The 11,951-nt window shown below is 75.1% G+C and carries 13 protein-coding genes; 7 read left to right on the top strand and 6 right to left on the bottom strand.

The features are described 5' to 3' along the window. The first annotated feature begins 8 nt into the window (after positions 1 to 8). Positions 9 to 1,052 carry an agmatine/peptidylarginine deiminase gene (locus ACFU9E_RS09295; protein WP_380683791.1) on the top strand — a complete coding sequence of 348 codons (1,044 nt, stop codon included), beginning with the start codon at positions 9 to 11 and terminating at the stop codon, positions 1,050 to 1,052. A gap of 12 nt (positions 1,053 to 1,064) precedes the next feature. On the opposite strand, the gene ACFU9E_RS09290 is transcribed toward ACFU9E_RS09295, so the two are convergent. Next, positions 1,065 to 1,289 carry a hypothetical protein gene (locus ACFU9E_RS09290; RefSeq protein WP_380683792.1) on the bottom strand — a complete coding sequence of 75 codons (225 nt, stop codon included), beginning with the start codon at positions 1,287 to 1,289 and terminating at the stop codon, positions 1,065 to 1,067. Between the two features lie 155 nt (positions 1,290 to 1,444). Here ACFU9E_RS09290 and ACFU9E_RS09285 point away from each other — a divergent pair, with 155 nt between their 5' ends. Beyond that, entirely contained in the window at positions 1,445 to 2,053 is a 609-nt protein-coding gene (locus tag ACFU9E_RS09285) for a TetR family transcriptional regulator C-terminal domain-containing protein (RefSeq protein ID WP_380683793.1), read from the top strand. Between the two features lie 23 nt (positions 2,054 to 2,076). Here ACFU9E_RS09285 and ACFU9E_RS09280 read toward each other — a convergent pair whose 3' ends face one another. Together ACFU9E_RS09280 and ACFU9E_RS09275 are read right to left on the bottom strand one after the other, a co-directional pair. Next, positions 2,077 to 2,694: a DUF1707 domain-containing protein gene (locus ACFU9E_RS09280; RefSeq protein WP_380683794.1), complete on the bottom strand. Its 618-nt coding sequence runs from the start codon at positions 2,692 to 2,694 to the stop codon at positions 2,077 to 2,079. 71 nt (positions 2,695 to 2,765) lie between these two features. Next, positions 2,766 to 4,364, bottom strand: coding sequence for a protein phosphatase 2C domain-containing protein (locus tag ACFU9E_RS09275; protein WP_380683795.1), 1,599 nt, complete (start codon positions 4,362 to 4,364; stop codon positions 2,766 to 2,768). Positions 4,365 to 4,617: 253 nt separating this feature from the next. Here ACFU9E_RS09275 and ACFU9E_RS09270 point away from each other — a divergent pair, with 253 nt between their 5' ends. The 3 genes from ACFU9E_RS09270 (at position 4,618) to ACFU9E_RS09260 (ending at position 6,735) form a co-directional block, all read left to right on the top strand. Continuing rightward, on the top strand, positions 4,618 to 5,175 hold the full coding sequence (locus ACFU9E_RS09270) for a hypothetical protein (protein ID WP_380683796.1): 558 nt from the start codon (positions 4,618 to 4,620) through the stop codon (positions 5,173 to 5,175). Between the two features lie 136 nt (positions 5,176 to 5,311). Continuing rightward, positions 5,312 to 5,998, top strand: coding sequence for a DUF3105 domain-containing protein (locus tag ACFU9E_RS09265; RefSeq protein WP_380683797.1), 687 nt, complete (start codon positions 5,312 to 5,314; stop codon positions 5,996 to 5,998). After that, the gene (locus ACFU9E_RS09260; protein WP_380683798.1) at positions 5,995 to 6,735 is read left to right on the top strand and encodes a DUF305 domain-containing protein; all 741 of its coding nucleotides are present in this window, start codon (positions 5,995 to 5,997) and stop codon (positions 6,733 to 6,735) included. The genes ACFU9E_RS09265 and ACFU9E_RS09260 overlap by 4 nt, the downstream gene beginning before the upstream one ends. A 95-nt stretch (positions 6,736 to 6,830) precedes the next feature. Here the strand turns inward: ACFU9E_RS09260 and ACFU9E_RS09255 are convergent, their stop codons facing one another. After that, complete coding sequence (locus ACFU9E_RS09255) at positions 6,831 to 8,360, bottom strand: MFS transporter (protein WP_380688191.1); 1,530 nt, start codon at positions 8,358 to 8,360, stop codon at positions 6,831 to 6,833. A 142-nt stretch (positions 8,361 to 8,502) separates the two neighbouring features. On the opposite strand from ACFU9E_RS09255, the gene ACFU9E_RS09250 reads away from it, so the two are divergent. Both ACFU9E_RS09250 and ACFU9E_RS09245 read left to right on the top strand, forming a co-directional pair. Next, positions 8,503 to 9,006, top strand: a complete 504-nt coding sequence (locus ACFU9E_RS09250; RefSeq protein WP_380688189.1) for a MarR family winged helix-turn-helix transcriptional regulator — start codon at positions 8,503 to 8,505, stop codon at positions 9,004 to 9,006. 66 nt (positions 9,007 to 9,072) lie between these two features. Beyond that, on the top strand, positions 9,073 to 9,594 hold the full coding sequence (locus ACFU9E_RS09245) for a GNAT family N-acetyltransferase (RefSeq protein WP_380688187.1): 522 nt from the start codon (positions 9,073 to 9,075) through the stop codon (positions 9,592 to 9,594). A 124-nt stretch (positions 9,595 to 9,718) separates the two neighbouring features. Here the strand turns inward: ACFU9E_RS09245 and ACFU9E_RS09240 are convergent, their stop codons facing one another. Together ACFU9E_RS09240 and ACFU9E_RS09235 are read right to left on the bottom strand one after the other, a co-directional pair. Beyond that, positions 9,719 to 10,231 (bottom strand): methylated-DNA--[protein]-cysteine S-methyltransferase, encoded by a 513-nt coding sequence (locus ACFU9E_RS09240; RefSeq protein WP_380688185.1) that lies wholly within the window; start codon positions 10,229 to 10,231, stop codon positions 9,719 to 9,721. Next, positions 10,228 to 11,817, bottom strand: a complete 1,590-nt coding sequence (locus ACFU9E_RS09235) for a DNA-3-methyladenine glycosylase 2 family protein (protein WP_380688183.1) — start codon at positions 11,815 to 11,817, stop codon at positions 10,228 to 10,230. Before ACFU9E_RS09235 ends, ACFU9E_RS09240 begins: the two co-directional genes overlap by 4 nt. Positions 11,818 to 11,951 lie beyond the last annotated feature (134 nt).

Genomic DNA, 11,951 nt, shown 5'->3' with positions numbered 1-11,951 from the left:
ACGCCGCGATGACCACCCCCGCCCCCGCCTCGCTCGGCTACCGGATGCCCGCCGAGTGGCACCCGCACGACCGCACCTGGATGGCCTTCCCGACCGACAACCCGACCTTCGACACGCCCGAGCACCTGCACGCGGCGCGCGAGGCCTGGGCGAACGTCGCCAACACCATCGTGCGGTACGAGCCGGTCACCCTGGTCGTGAACACCGGCGAGACGGCGGAGGCCCGCAAGTACGTCGCCGACGCGGTCGAGATCGTGGAGCGGCCGCTGAACGACGCCTGGATGCGCGACATCGGCCCGACCTTCCTGGTCGACGGCAAGGGCGGGGTGGCCGCCACCGACTGGATCTTCAACGGCTGGGGCGCGCAGTCCTGGGCCCGCTGGGACAAGGACCAGCACATCGCCGAGCACATCGCCGGGCTGACCGAGGTCCGGCGCTTCGCCTCCAGGCTGATCAACGAGGGCGGCGGCATCCACGTCGACGGCGAGGGCACGGTGCTCGTCACCGAGACCGTCCAGCTCGGCGAGGGCCGCAACGCCGACTGGACCAAGGAGCAGGTCGAGGCCGAGCTGCACGCCTTCCTCGGCACCACCAAGGCGATCTGGCTGCCGCGCGGGCTCACCCGCGACTACGACGAGTTCGGCACCCGCGGCCACATCGACATCGTCGCCTCCTTCGTCCGCCCCGGCGTCGTCGTCGCCCACGTCCAGCCGGACCCGGCGCACCCCGACCACGAGGTGTGCCGGGAGCTGGTGGCGATCCTGCGGGCCTCCACCGACGCCCAGGGCCGCCCGCTGGAGGTCGTCGAGCTGCCCGCCCCCACCGTCCTGCTGGACGAGGAGGGCGAGCCGGTCGACTACTCGTACATCAACCACTACGTCGCCAACGGCGCCGTGGTGCTGTGCGCCTTCGACGACCCGCGCGACCAGGAGGCCGCCGCCGTCCTGGCCGAGGCCTACCCCGGCCGCACGGTCGAGCTGGTCGACGCCCGGGAGATCTTCGCCAACGGCGGCGGCATCCACTGCATCACCCAGCAGCAGCCGAAGGCCTGACCCCCTCGGGTTCTAGCGGTGGTACCTCCCCAGGTCGTCGGTGGTGAGTCCGTGGGAGCTGTGCATCGCGATCGAGCTGTAGGAGGAGCGGAGGGCCCGTAGCTGGGCCAGCCGCTCCTGCTCGGTCAGCAGGCCGTCGAGGTTCTCGGTCGGGCCGTTGCGGCGCCGGTGCAGGTACACCGTCAGGCCGGTCACCAGGACGGCGAGACCGGCGAACAGGGCGATCATCGTGGCCATCGGCCACCCCCTCGGGTCGGAAATCCCCCGGTCGGCACCCCGATCGGTACGTACCCGCAGGAGCGGGGCGTCGAAACGGCCGACGTCCCGCTCCGTGGCCGCCCGGCCACGGCCGGTATCGTGAAGGCCCCCTTGAGTCCGGAGGAGCAGCACCGATGGCCGACGCCCGCCCGCGCCGACCGGCCCGCCCCCGCGAGGAGGTCTTCGCCACCGCGCGCGCCGCCATCGCCGAGCACGGGCTCGCCAAGCTCACCATGGCCGGCCTCGGCCGCCGGCTCCAGATGAGCGCCGGGCACCTGCTCTACTACTTCGGCAGCAAGGACCAGCTGCTGCTGGAGACCCTGCGGTGGAGCGAGGAGCAGCTCGGCACCCGCCGCCGGGCGATGCTCGCCGACGGCGGCCGCGACGTGCGGCAGCGGCTGGCGGAGTACACCGGGCTGTACCTCCCGGAAGGCCCGGGGGACCCGCGCTGGATCCTCTGGGTCGAGGTGTGGGGGCGCTCCCCCGCCAGCGAGGAACTGCGGCAGGGGCAGCTGGAGATCGAGGCGCCCTGGCAGGCCGACCTGGTCGCGCTGATCGAGGAGGGCACCGCCGCCGCCCGCTTCGCCCCGGGCGACGCCGCCGAGCGCGCCATCCAGATCCGCGCCCTGCTGGACGGCCTCGCCGTCCCGCTCGCCCTCGGCCTGCCCGGCGCCACCCGCCCCCGCGCCCACCACCTCGCCACCACCGCCTGCGGCACCCTGCTCGGCGCCGTGCCGGCCTGAAGGCCTGGGCGAGGATCCGGGGGCTACGGCTGCGCCGGATCGCCGAGCAGCTTGCGCCGTTCCCGGCGGTCGGGGTGGCGGACGACCACTCCCGCCATGCCGCCGGACCCGGTGAGCCGGATCAGCGGGGTTCCCGGGAGCCGACCGGACGTGGTCTTGTCCTTGAGGCCACCGAGGCCGGGATCCATGCCGCTGGTGTCCGTGGCCCAGGCATCGGGGATGACGATCGTGACACCGGCCATCTCCCCGTACGCCTCCACGACGATCTCCGCGCGGCGGCACTCGACCCGGGTGAAGTCGAGCTTCACGCCCCCGAGTCCTCCGTGGGCGATCACGCGCCCGGGAACCTCCCAGCGCCCGGGACCGCGAGACGCTCCGGACATGCCGCCCTTGAGCACCAGCGGCAGTCCGCTCTCCGCGGGCTTCGGGCCGGGCAGATCGGCGGTCAGGACCGCCAGCTCACCGTGGGTCTTCGCCTTCAGCGCCCCCTCCAGGCGCGTGTCCAGCTCGTCGAGGTCGATACGCCCCTCGGCTGCCGCGTCGCGCAGCAGCTCCACCACCGCCTCCCGGTCGGCGTGGGACGCGCGGAGTCCACCCGGGGGAAGGGGGCGCGGAGAGCTTTCCGGAAGCTGGGCGGTCATGGCCGCAAGGATAGAAGGACAGACGGCCGGCGGACCGAACGGACCTGGACGGGGTGGGCGGGGCCGGGGGGCTACTCCGTCCAGATCGCGGCGGCGGTGCGGTCGTCGGCGTAGCCCTTGGCGCGGACCTGGACCTGGCGGAGGAAGTCGACGGTGCCCGGGGGGTGCGGGTGGGCCCAGTGGGAGGCCAGGAAGTGCGCGACCGCCGGTTCGTCGGCGATCGGGCGGGCCAGGCCGGGGGTGCAGAGCAGCAGGATGTCACCCGGCGTCGCCGGGACCATCCGGTAGCGGAACGGGCTCGAACCCGGTGCCGGGGGCTCCGGCGCCGGCGGCTGGCCGTCGGGCTGGTGCAGCAGCCGGGCCGCGTAGGCGTCGATCCAGTGACCGGACCGCAGCAGGTACAGGCCGCCCGGGCCGACCCCGAACGCCGCCCGGTGGCCGGCCGTCGGGTCGAGCGAGACCAGCAGGCAGTGCAGCGAGGCCGGGGACGGCTCGCCGTCCGCGGTGTCCGTGTCGTCAACGGCGCTCTCCGGCGCCAGGGCCCGCAGCGGGGCGACGGAACTCAGCGCGAGCCGCTGGAGGCCGTAGCGCAGCCGGTCACGGGCGCCGTCGCGCAGGTCGGCGGCCAGGTTCTCGCGGCTGCGGCCGACCGCGCCGGCGAGCTGACGGCAGGCCTCGGCGGTTGCGGTGGCGACCGCCTCGGCGGTGGGTCCCGAGTGGTCGAAGCCGCCGAGCACGGCGAGCAGCAGGCCGTCCGCTCCCTCGCCGAACCGGGTCACCAGCAGCGAGTCCCGCCGGGTCTCACCCCGGTGGCGGGCGGAGTCACCGCGGACGGAGGCCGCCCGCAGGGTGGTGGCGCCGTACTGGGCGCCTTCCAGCACGGTGTCGGCGACGACGCCGCCCAGCGCGCCGGGGTCGGCCTCGGGGACGGCGGTCGGTTCGGGACCGTAGGTGGGCGGGCGCTCGCCCACGTGCGGCACGGTGGGCGCGGCCTCGGCCCGCCCGGGCCGGGCGGCCGGGCGCGGCGCGGGCGGTTCGGCGGCGGGCGGCTCGGGCTCGACGGCCTCGGCGGCGGTCGGCTCGACGGCGGGCGGCTCCGGTTCAACGGCCGGCTCCGGCTCAGGTTCCGGCTCCGGTTCCGGCTCCGGGACGGGGGCGGACGCCGGAGCCGACGCGGCCTCGGGCTTCGGGCGCGGTTCGGGCACCCGGGCGTCCGCCGCCCAGAAGGGGGCGGGGAAGCGGCGCGTCTCGTCGGCCGCCGGAGCTGCGGTCACCGGCACCTCGGCCACCGGCACCTCGGCGGTCGGCACCTCGGCGGCCGCCGGCTCAGCAGCCGGCGGCTGCGGGGCGATCACACCGGCGGCGGTGTCGAACCAGTCGTCGATGCTGTCCCGCTCCAGCACCTCCTCGCCGGCCGGGGCCACCGGCCCGGCCTCCGGCGCCTCACCGGCCTCCGGCGCCTCCTCGGCCGCCGTCGTCTCCTCGGCGGGCGCGCTCCGCTGCTGCCCGATGAGGCCGGCCGCCGTCTCGAACCAGTCGTCGACGCTGCCCTCCCCCGACTCGGCGTCCGGGGTGTCGGGCAGGGTGCCGGCCGGGCCCGCGTAGACCGTGTCCCACCAGCCGTCGTCCGGCCGGTGGTGCTGCTGCGCGGGTGCACCCTGCTTGGTCATCTGGCGGCTCCTGGTCGCTGGCTCGACGTCATTGTCCCGAAGGGCCGGGGCGCTGTCCGGGTTTCGACGACAACCGAACCCACATCGGCCGATATCGATCACCGGTTTCGCTGCCCGTTTCGTTTCTGTTCCTCCCGCAGTCGACCGAACCGCCCCGACCAGGGCGTTTCCGGGGCATTAGGAAGCCTCCGCCCTCGAAAATGAGGGCCGAGGAAAGGGCTCGCTTCACTCGTTCGGCTGATTAAATGTGCGCATGACCGTGTCGGCCCCCAGCAACCCCCGACCGGGGAGGGCCGCACTCGTGGTCCGCCCGGTGGGCACGCTGTGGATCCTGCTGCTGGTCGGGCTGCTGATGGCGCTGCCCTGCACGGCGCACGCCAAGGCGGTCACGGCCGAACGGCCAGGCCTCCCGGTGACCGTCCCGGCCGACCCCCCGGTGGGTCCCCCGTCCGGCGTGACCGCGATCCCGGCCGACGTCGAGGCCGGCGTCCCGTCCCAACTCCACGGCTCCGCCGCCACCGGTCCGGCCACCGCGCCGCAGACCCTCGGCGACCGGATCCGCGCGGAGAGCCACCGGCACTGGACCTGGTGCTCGGTCGACGGCGATCCGCCGCACCGCAACAACGGCTGCTCCAGCCACCCGTACTGCGCCCAGGACGCCCAGCTCCCCAACCCGCCGCCGCAACCGCAACCCGCGGCGGCGCCTCTGACGGAAACCCCCGAGGCGCAGCCCCGGGTGGTGCCCGCCGGGCTGCTGGTCGGCCCGCACCCCGCGCCCGACCTGCACGAACTCCAAGTACACCGGTCCTGAGCGGAACCCGCCGCCGGGCGCTGCCCTCCCCCGCCGACCACCGTGTCACCGGGCGGGCGGGACCGACGGATCCGCACCTTCCCGTCACTTCTTTCAGACCGCCGCGCCCGATGCGCGGTGGGGACTAGGACACCACATGGGTTCCGCCTCCAAGCAGACGCAGCCGAACAAGGCCCAGAGCAACAAGCCGAGCGCCAAGCAGGCGAGCAACGACCGCCGCGCCCGGATCGCCGAGCTGCGCGCCGCCGAGCAGCGCCGCGACCGCCGCAACAAGATCCTCGCCGGTTCGGTCGCCGGTGTGCTGGTGATCGCGGCGATAGCCACCGGCACCTGGATCGTGGTCGACGCCAACAAGGACAAGAAGGCCAAGGAGGCCGCCGCGGCGGCCCCGATCGACGGCGTGCAGACCTTCGGCGACCTGACCCGCAACCATGTCAAGGAGAAGGTCACCTACCCGCAGACCCCGCCGGTCGGCGGCGACCACAACGCGGTCTGGCTGGACTGCATGGGCACCGTCTACGACCAGCCGGTCGAGAACGAGCGCGCCGTCCACTCGCTGGAGCACGGCGCGGTCTGGGTGACCTACAACGGCAAGGCCACCCCGGACGACATCAAGGTCCTCTCCGACAAGGTGAAGGCCACCCCGTACTCGCTGATGAGCCCGTACCCGGACGAGCAGGGCACCATCACCCTGAGCGCCTGGTCGACCCAGCTCACCGTGGACAGCGCGAGCGACCCCCGGGTGAACCAGTTCTTCACCAAGTACGTCCAGGGCAAGCAGACCCAGGAGCCCGGCGCCTCCTGCACGATGGGCGCGATGTGACCGCCGCCGAGGAGAACACGGAGCACGCCCCGGAGAGCGCCGACCACTCCGCGCAGGACGCGGACCGCGCGGCCGCGCGCCGGCGGATCTGGTGGCCGGCCGCGCTGGCCGCCGCGCTCGCCCTCGCCCTCGGTGTGCCGGCCCTGGTGGCGGGCGGCACCTCCGCCTCCGGGACGTCCTCGCTCAGCGTTCCGGCCGACGGCTCCCCGGAGGCCGGGTTCGCCCGCGACATGTCGACCCACCACCAGCAGGCGGTGGACCTGTCGTTCATCGTCCGCGACCGGACGTCGGACGAGCCGACCCGCACCCTGGCCTTCGACATCATCAACACCCAGGCCAACCAGCGCGGCATGATGATGGGCTGGCTCGACCAGTGGGGGCTCACCCAGCACTCCACGGCCAAGCCGATGGCCTGGATGACGGCGATGGGCGGCCACGGCCACGGCGCCGACTACCAGGCGCACGACGGCTCGCTGATGCCCGGAATGGCCACCAACGCGCAGCTCGCCAAGCTCCGTTCGCTGAGCGGCCGGGACGCCGAGGTGCTCTACCTGCAGCTGATGGTGGAGCACCACAAGGGCGGCGTGGAGATGGCCCAGGGCTACGTCGACATGGCGCACAACGACGCGGAGAAGCGGCTCGCGCTGTCGATGGTGGTCGGCCAGAGCTCGGAGATCGAGCTGATGACCGACATGCTCAAGGAGCGCGGCGCCGCCCCGGGCGTGCCCGCCTCCTGAGGCACCGCGGCTCGCACGGCCGGGGCGGTGAACGGAACTCCGTTCACCGCCCCGGCCGTTGTCGTCCCCGCCGCCGCCCGCCCCCGCCGGCTCGTTCAGCGGCGCCGCACCGGCCGGGTGAGCGCCACCGCCAGGACCGCCACGGCGGCCAGCGCCAGCAGCACCGCCCGGCCGCCCAGCACCGGTCCGGCCAGGTGGACGCCCAGCACCGGCAGCGCGGTGCCGAGCGCCGTCCCGAGACTGCGGGCCATGTTGACCATGCCGCCGCCGACCGCCGAGCACTCGGCCGGTATCGCCCGCATCACCAGGGCGTTGTTGGCGGGCAGCAGCACCCCGAGCCCCCAGCCGGCCACCAGCAGGGGAAGCGCCGGCGCCGGCGCGGGAGCACCCGCGACGGGCAGCAGCACGCAGCCCAGCAGCCCGGCGCCGGCCAGGGCCGCGCCGAAGCGGCAGCGGGCGACGTCCGACCAGCCGCGCGGCAGCAGTGCGCCGCCGGCCGTCGCGGCCACCGCGAACGAGGCCGGGAGCAGGGTGATCACCAGGCCGACCTGCCCGGTCGGCAGGCCCGCCTCGGCGAGCAGCACCGGACCGAGCACCAGCGGACAGAACAGCAGCAGGTAGCCGATCAGCGAGACGGCCAGGCCGGGGCGGACGCCGGGGGTGTTGACCAGACCTGGGGCGAGGATCGGCCGGGTGGCCCGGCGCTCCTGGCGGACCAGGCCGAGCGCGCAGAGCACGGTGGCGAGCAGCAGGGCGGCCACGGCCCAGCCGGGCAGCGGCAGGCCGGAGGCGGCGGAGAGGGCGAGCAGCAGCGCGGTCGTGGAGGCGGCGAGCAGCAGCAGGCCGGCCAGGTCGAAGCGCCCGCCGTCCGGATCGGGCCGGGCGGCCCCACGCGGCCGGGGCACCGGACGGGTCGTCGGCTCGTTCGCGGGCCGGTTCAACGGCCGGTTCAGCGGCCGGTTCAGCGGCCGGGCGTCCGGGCGGTGGGTGCGGGGCAGCAGGAACCAGCCGGCCAGGATGCCCACCAGGGCGACCGGCACGTTGATCCAGAACACCCAGCGCCAGGAGGCGTGCTCCACCAGCAGCCCGCCGAGGCTGGGCCCGAGCGCCAGGCCGAGGCCCTGGGCGGCGGCCTGGATGCCGAGCGCCCGGCGCATCGCGTGCTCGGGGACGCCCCGGGCGACCAGCGCCACGCTGTTGGCCTGCATCATCGCGCCGCCGACGGCCTGGACGGCCCTGAGCGCGACCAGCGTGCCGAGGCCGTCGGCGAATCCGGCGCCGAGCGAGGCGAGGCCGAAGACGGCGAACCCACCGATGTACATGGTCTTACGGCCGACCAGGTCCGACAGCCGGCCGACCGGCGCGAGCAGTGCCACCAGGACCAGCAGGTAGGCGAGCGCGACCCACTCGACGGCGGCGAAGCCCGTGCCGAAGTGGCGCTGGAGCGCCGGGTAGACGAGGGCGGTGACGCTGGCGGTCAGCTGCCCGAGGAAGGCGCCCAGGCAGACGGTGCCGACGGCGAGCCAGTGGGCGTGCCGCCAGCCGGCTATGCCGCGTGGCCGCGGGCGCTCGGTGAGCAGCCCGGTGGTGAGCAGCCGGGAGGTGAGGGTCGACGCCGCGTTCATACGGCGAAATATATCGGATACAGATATGTTCTATCTACGATCTGATCGGCATGCGACCGGCCGCTCACGGAACGGGGTCGGTCGTCCCCGACCGGTCCCCGGCGTTCGGGCCCCGTCCCCACCAGGCGCTACGCTGTCGGCCATGCCGTCGTCACCGTCCGTTCCCGAACCCGCCGCCGATCCGCAGGCCGTGGAGCCGGCGGCGATCGAGCGCGCCCGACGGCTCACCGACGCGGTCACCCGGCTCCGGCGCTCGCTGCGCAGCAGCATCCGCACCGACTACCCGTGGGAGTCCCTGCCGATGGCGCAGGTCGAACTCCTCCAGACCCTCGCCGCCGCCCCGCTGCGGGTCGGCGAACTGGCCACCCGCCAGCGGCTCGCCCCCAACACCGTCAGCGGCCTGGTCGGCAAGCTGCTGGATGCCGGCTTCGTCGACCGCCAGGCCGACCCCGGGGACCGCCGCACCGCGCGGATCGCGCTCACCCCGGCCGGGCGGCACCAGCTCGACGACTGGCAGCGGGCCCACGAACGGCGGATCGCCTCCGCCCTCGACACCCTCTCCCCCGCCGACCGGGACGCCGTGATGCACGCGCTGCCGGCACTGGAGAACCTGGCCCGCGCGCTCGCCGAGCCCGCGGGCGGCTGACCGGCGGATCCGCCTCCCGCGGAAATCGGGTACCCCGCCGGGCGCCCGCCCGGCTACCGTCCCGTCATGGATCCCGCGCTGCTCCGCCTCGAACCCTGGACCGACGCCGACCTCGCCCTGCTGCGCCTGGTCAACACCCCGGAGATGCGCAGGCACACCGGCGGCCCGGAGGACGAGGAGCGGATGCTCGTGCGGCACCGGCGCTATCTGGACTTCGTCCCCTCCGGCACCGGCTGCATGTACCGCGTCGTCCTGGAGCCGGAGGGGGTGGCGGTCGGCACCGTCGGCTACGCGGAGCGCACCTGGCGCGGCGACACCGTCCACGAGATGGGCTGGAACGTCCTGCCGCCCTACCAGGGCCGGGGCATCGCCGCGGTCGCGGCGCGGGCCGCCGTCGAGGCCGCCGCCCGTACCGGCCGCCACCGGTACCTGCACGCCTTCCCCTCGGTCGACAACCCGGCCTCCAACGCCGTGTGCCGCCGGGCCGGCTTCACCCTCCTCGGCGAGACCGACTTCGAGTTCCCGCCCGGCCGCCGGATGCGCAGCAACGACTGGCGGGTGGACCTGCGGGCGCTCCCGGCGGACTGACCGGGAGCGCCCGGCACGCGGAGCGGCTCGGCGGCTCAGCGGTTGAGCGGTTGAGCGGTTGAGCGGTTGAGCGGTTGAGCGGTTGAGCGGATCAGCGGTTTTGGCAGGTCAGCGGTTCGGCAGGTCAGAACAGCGAGGTGCCGTGCTCCAGGTCGAGCAGCCAGCGCTTGCGGTCGACGCCGGCGGCGAAGCCGGTGAGGGCGCCGTTGGCGCCGAGGACGCGGTGACAGGGGCGGATGATCAGCAGCGGGTTGGCGCCGACCGCCCCGCCCACCGCCCGCACCGCGCGCGGCGACTCGCCGGCCAGGTCGGCGAGCTGCCCGTAGGTGACGGTCTCGCCGTAGGGGATCTTGTCGAGGGCGGCCCAGATCCGGCGGCGGAACTCGGTGCCGACGGGGGCGAGCTCCAGGTCGAAGGCGGTGCGCTCGCCCGCGAAGTACTCGGTGAGCTGGGTGACCGGCGCCGCGAGCGCCTCCGGGTCGTGCACCCAGTCGTCGGAGGGCTCGGCGAGCGCGTACCGCTGGCCCGGGGCGGTGACGGTGGCCAGTCCGGCCGGGCCGCCGCCGTCCGGGACGATGCCGCTGAGCATCAGCCGGCCGAACGGGCTCTCCATGTAGGTGAAGACGGTGGTGCTCATGCTGCGGTGTTCTCCGTTCCGGTACTGGGGTCGACTCCGGTGCCGGGGTCGACGGCCGGGCCCGCCCAGAGGCGGTGCACGGCGTAGGAGCGCCAGGGGGCCCAGGCCCCGGCCGCGAGGGCGGCGGACTTCGGGTCCCCCGGGGCGCCGAGCCGGAGCAGTCCGTGCTTGACGCCGATGTCGCTCGGGAGGAAGACGTCGGGGTCGGCCAGGGCGCGCATCCGCAGGTAGCCGACGGTCCACGGGCCGATGCCGGGCAGGGCGAGCAGCCGCGCGGCCGCCTCCTCCCGGTCGACGCCGCCGTCGAGCCGCACGACGCCCTCGGCGAGGGCGGCGCACAGGCCGGTGAGGGCGCGGCGCCGGGCGGTCGGCATCGCGAAGTCCTCCGGGTCGGCGGTCGCCAGCGCGGCGGCGGTCGGGAAGAGCAGCCGCAGCCCCCCGCTGGGCTCGGGCAGCGCGGTGCCGTACTTCTCGGCGAGCCGGCCGGCCAGCGTGCGGGCCGCGCCGACGGTGATCTGCTGGCCGAGGACGGCGCGCACGGCCAGTTCGTGCGGGTCGACGTGGCCCGGCGAGCGCAGCCCGGGCCGGGCCCGCACCAGCGGGCCGAGCAGCGGGTCGGCGCCGAGCTGCTCGTCGACCGCGACCGGGTCGGCGTCCAGGTCGAACAGGACGCGCAGGCGCTGGACGGAGGTCGGCAGGTCGCGCAGGTCGGTGAGCAGCAGCCGGCAGTCGAGCCAGCCGCGGGTGGCCGGCTCACCGGGGGCGAGGCCGTCCACCTCGGCGATGCCATGGCCGTACGGGAGCGCCAGGGTGCGGCGGTAGGTGCGCACCCCGGGTCGCACGCCGGGCACGACCTCCTCCACGCCGGGCACGGCGCGCAGGGCGAGGAAGTCGATCAGGTGGTCGCTGTCCAGGGCGCCCCGGTAGGCGAGCCGAAGGGCGAGACCGCCGGCCGGGGTGGCGGTGCGGCGGCCGGCCGCGACCTCGGCGCGCAGCCCGCTGGGGGTGCGGTCGTAGACCACGCGGACGGTGTCGTTGAACTGCCGCACGGAGGCGAAGCCGGCCGCGAACGCGATGTCGGTGACCGGCAGCTCGGTGGTCTGGAGCAGCAGCCGGGCGGTCTGGGCACGGCGGGCGCGGGCGAGCGCGATCGGGCCGGCGCCGAGTTCGGCGGTGAGCTGGCGCTGCAGCTGGCGGGAGCTGTAGCCGAGGCGCTGGGCCAAGCCGGCCACGCCCTCGCGGTCCACGACGCCGTCGCCGATCAGCCGCATGGCCCGGCCGACCAGGTCGGCCCGGTGGTTCCACTCGGGCGAGCCGGGGACGGAGTCGGGGCGGCAGCGGCGGCAGGCCCGGAAGCCTGCGCTCTGCGCGGCGGCGGCGCTCGGGTAGAAGGTGCAGTTGACGCGCTTCGGGGTTACGGCCGGGCAGCTCGGCCGGCAGTAGATGCCGGTCGAGGTGACGGCCGTGAAGAAGACGCCGTCGAAGCGGGCGTCCCGGCTGTCCACGGCGCGGTACCGGATGTCGTCGTCGATCACGCTGTCCAGTCTGCGGCACCCGGTGGCCCGCGACTGGCGGAAATCGGACATGGGCGTCGCGGACCGGGTCGCCGGCCGGGCGGGCGGCCTGGAGAGCGGCGGACGGGCGGCCGGGCGGGCGGGCGGAAAATCGCGCGCCCGGGCGCCCTCCCGCCGGATAGCCTGCGCACGACCCGCCCCCGACC

This window comes from Kitasatospora sp. NPDC057595 (genome assembly GCF_042800875.1).
In the GTDB taxonomy this organism is placed as follows: domain Bacteria; phylum Actinomycetota; class Actinomycetes; order Streptomycetales; family Streptomycetaceae; genus Kitasatospora.
This window is presented reverse-complemented; position numbering and strand designations above follow the sequence as displayed.

What these genes read in the sequence shown, in the direction of transcription:
- ACFU9E_RS09245 (WP_380688187.1), top strand. Translation starts at nt 9,073, where the DNA reads ATGGATCCCGCGCTGCTCCGCCTCGAACCCTGGACCGACGCCGACCTC.
- ACFU9E_RS09265 (WP_380683797.1), top strand. Translation starts at nt 5,312, where the DNA reads ATGGGTTCCGCCTCCAAGCAGACGCAGCCGAACAAGGCCCAGAGCAAC.
- ACFU9E_RS09275 (WP_380683795.1), bottom strand. Translation starts at nt 4,364, where the DNA reads ATGACCAAGCAGGGTGCACCCGCGCAGCAGCACCACCGGCCGGACGAC.
- ACFU9E_RS09250 (WP_380688189.1), top strand. Translation starts at nt 8,503, where the DNA reads ATGCCGTCGTCACCGTCCGTTCCCGAACCCGCCGCCGATCCGCAGGCC.
- ACFU9E_RS09235 (WP_380688183.1), bottom strand. Translation starts at nt 11,817, where the DNA reads ATGTCCGATTTCCGCCAGTCGCGGGCCACCGGGTGCCGCAGACTGGAC.
- ACFU9E_RS09290 (WP_380683792.1), bottom strand. Translation starts at nt 1,289, where the DNA reads ATGGCCACGATGATCGCCCTGTTCGCCGGTCTCGCCGTCCTGGTGACC.
- ACFU9E_RS09285 (WP_380683793.1), top strand. Translation starts at nt 1,445, where the DNA reads ATGGCCGACGCCCGCCCGCGCCGACCGGCCCGCCCCCGCGAGGAGGTC.
- ACFU9E_RS09255 (WP_380688191.1), bottom strand. Translation starts at nt 8,360, where the DNA reads ATGAACGCGGCGTCGACCCTCACCTCCCGGCTGCTCACCACCGGGCTG.
- ACFU9E_RS09270 (WP_380683796.1), top strand. Translation starts at nt 4,618, where the DNA reads ATGACCGTGTCGGCCCCCAGCAACCCCCGACCGGGGAGGGCCGCACTC.
- ACFU9E_RS09280 (WP_380683794.1), bottom strand. Translation starts at nt 2,694, where the DNA reads ATGACCGCCCAGCTTCCGGAAAGCTCTCCGCGCCCCCTTCCCCCGGGT.
- ACFU9E_RS09295 (WP_380683791.1), top strand. Translation starts at nt 9, where the DNA reads ATGACCACCCCCGCCCCCGCCTCGCTCGGCTACCGGATGCCCGCCGAG.
- ACFU9E_RS09240 (WP_380688185.1), bottom strand. Translation starts at nt 10,231, where the DNA reads ATGAGCACCACCGTCTTCACCTACATGGAGAGCCCGTTCGGCCGGCTG.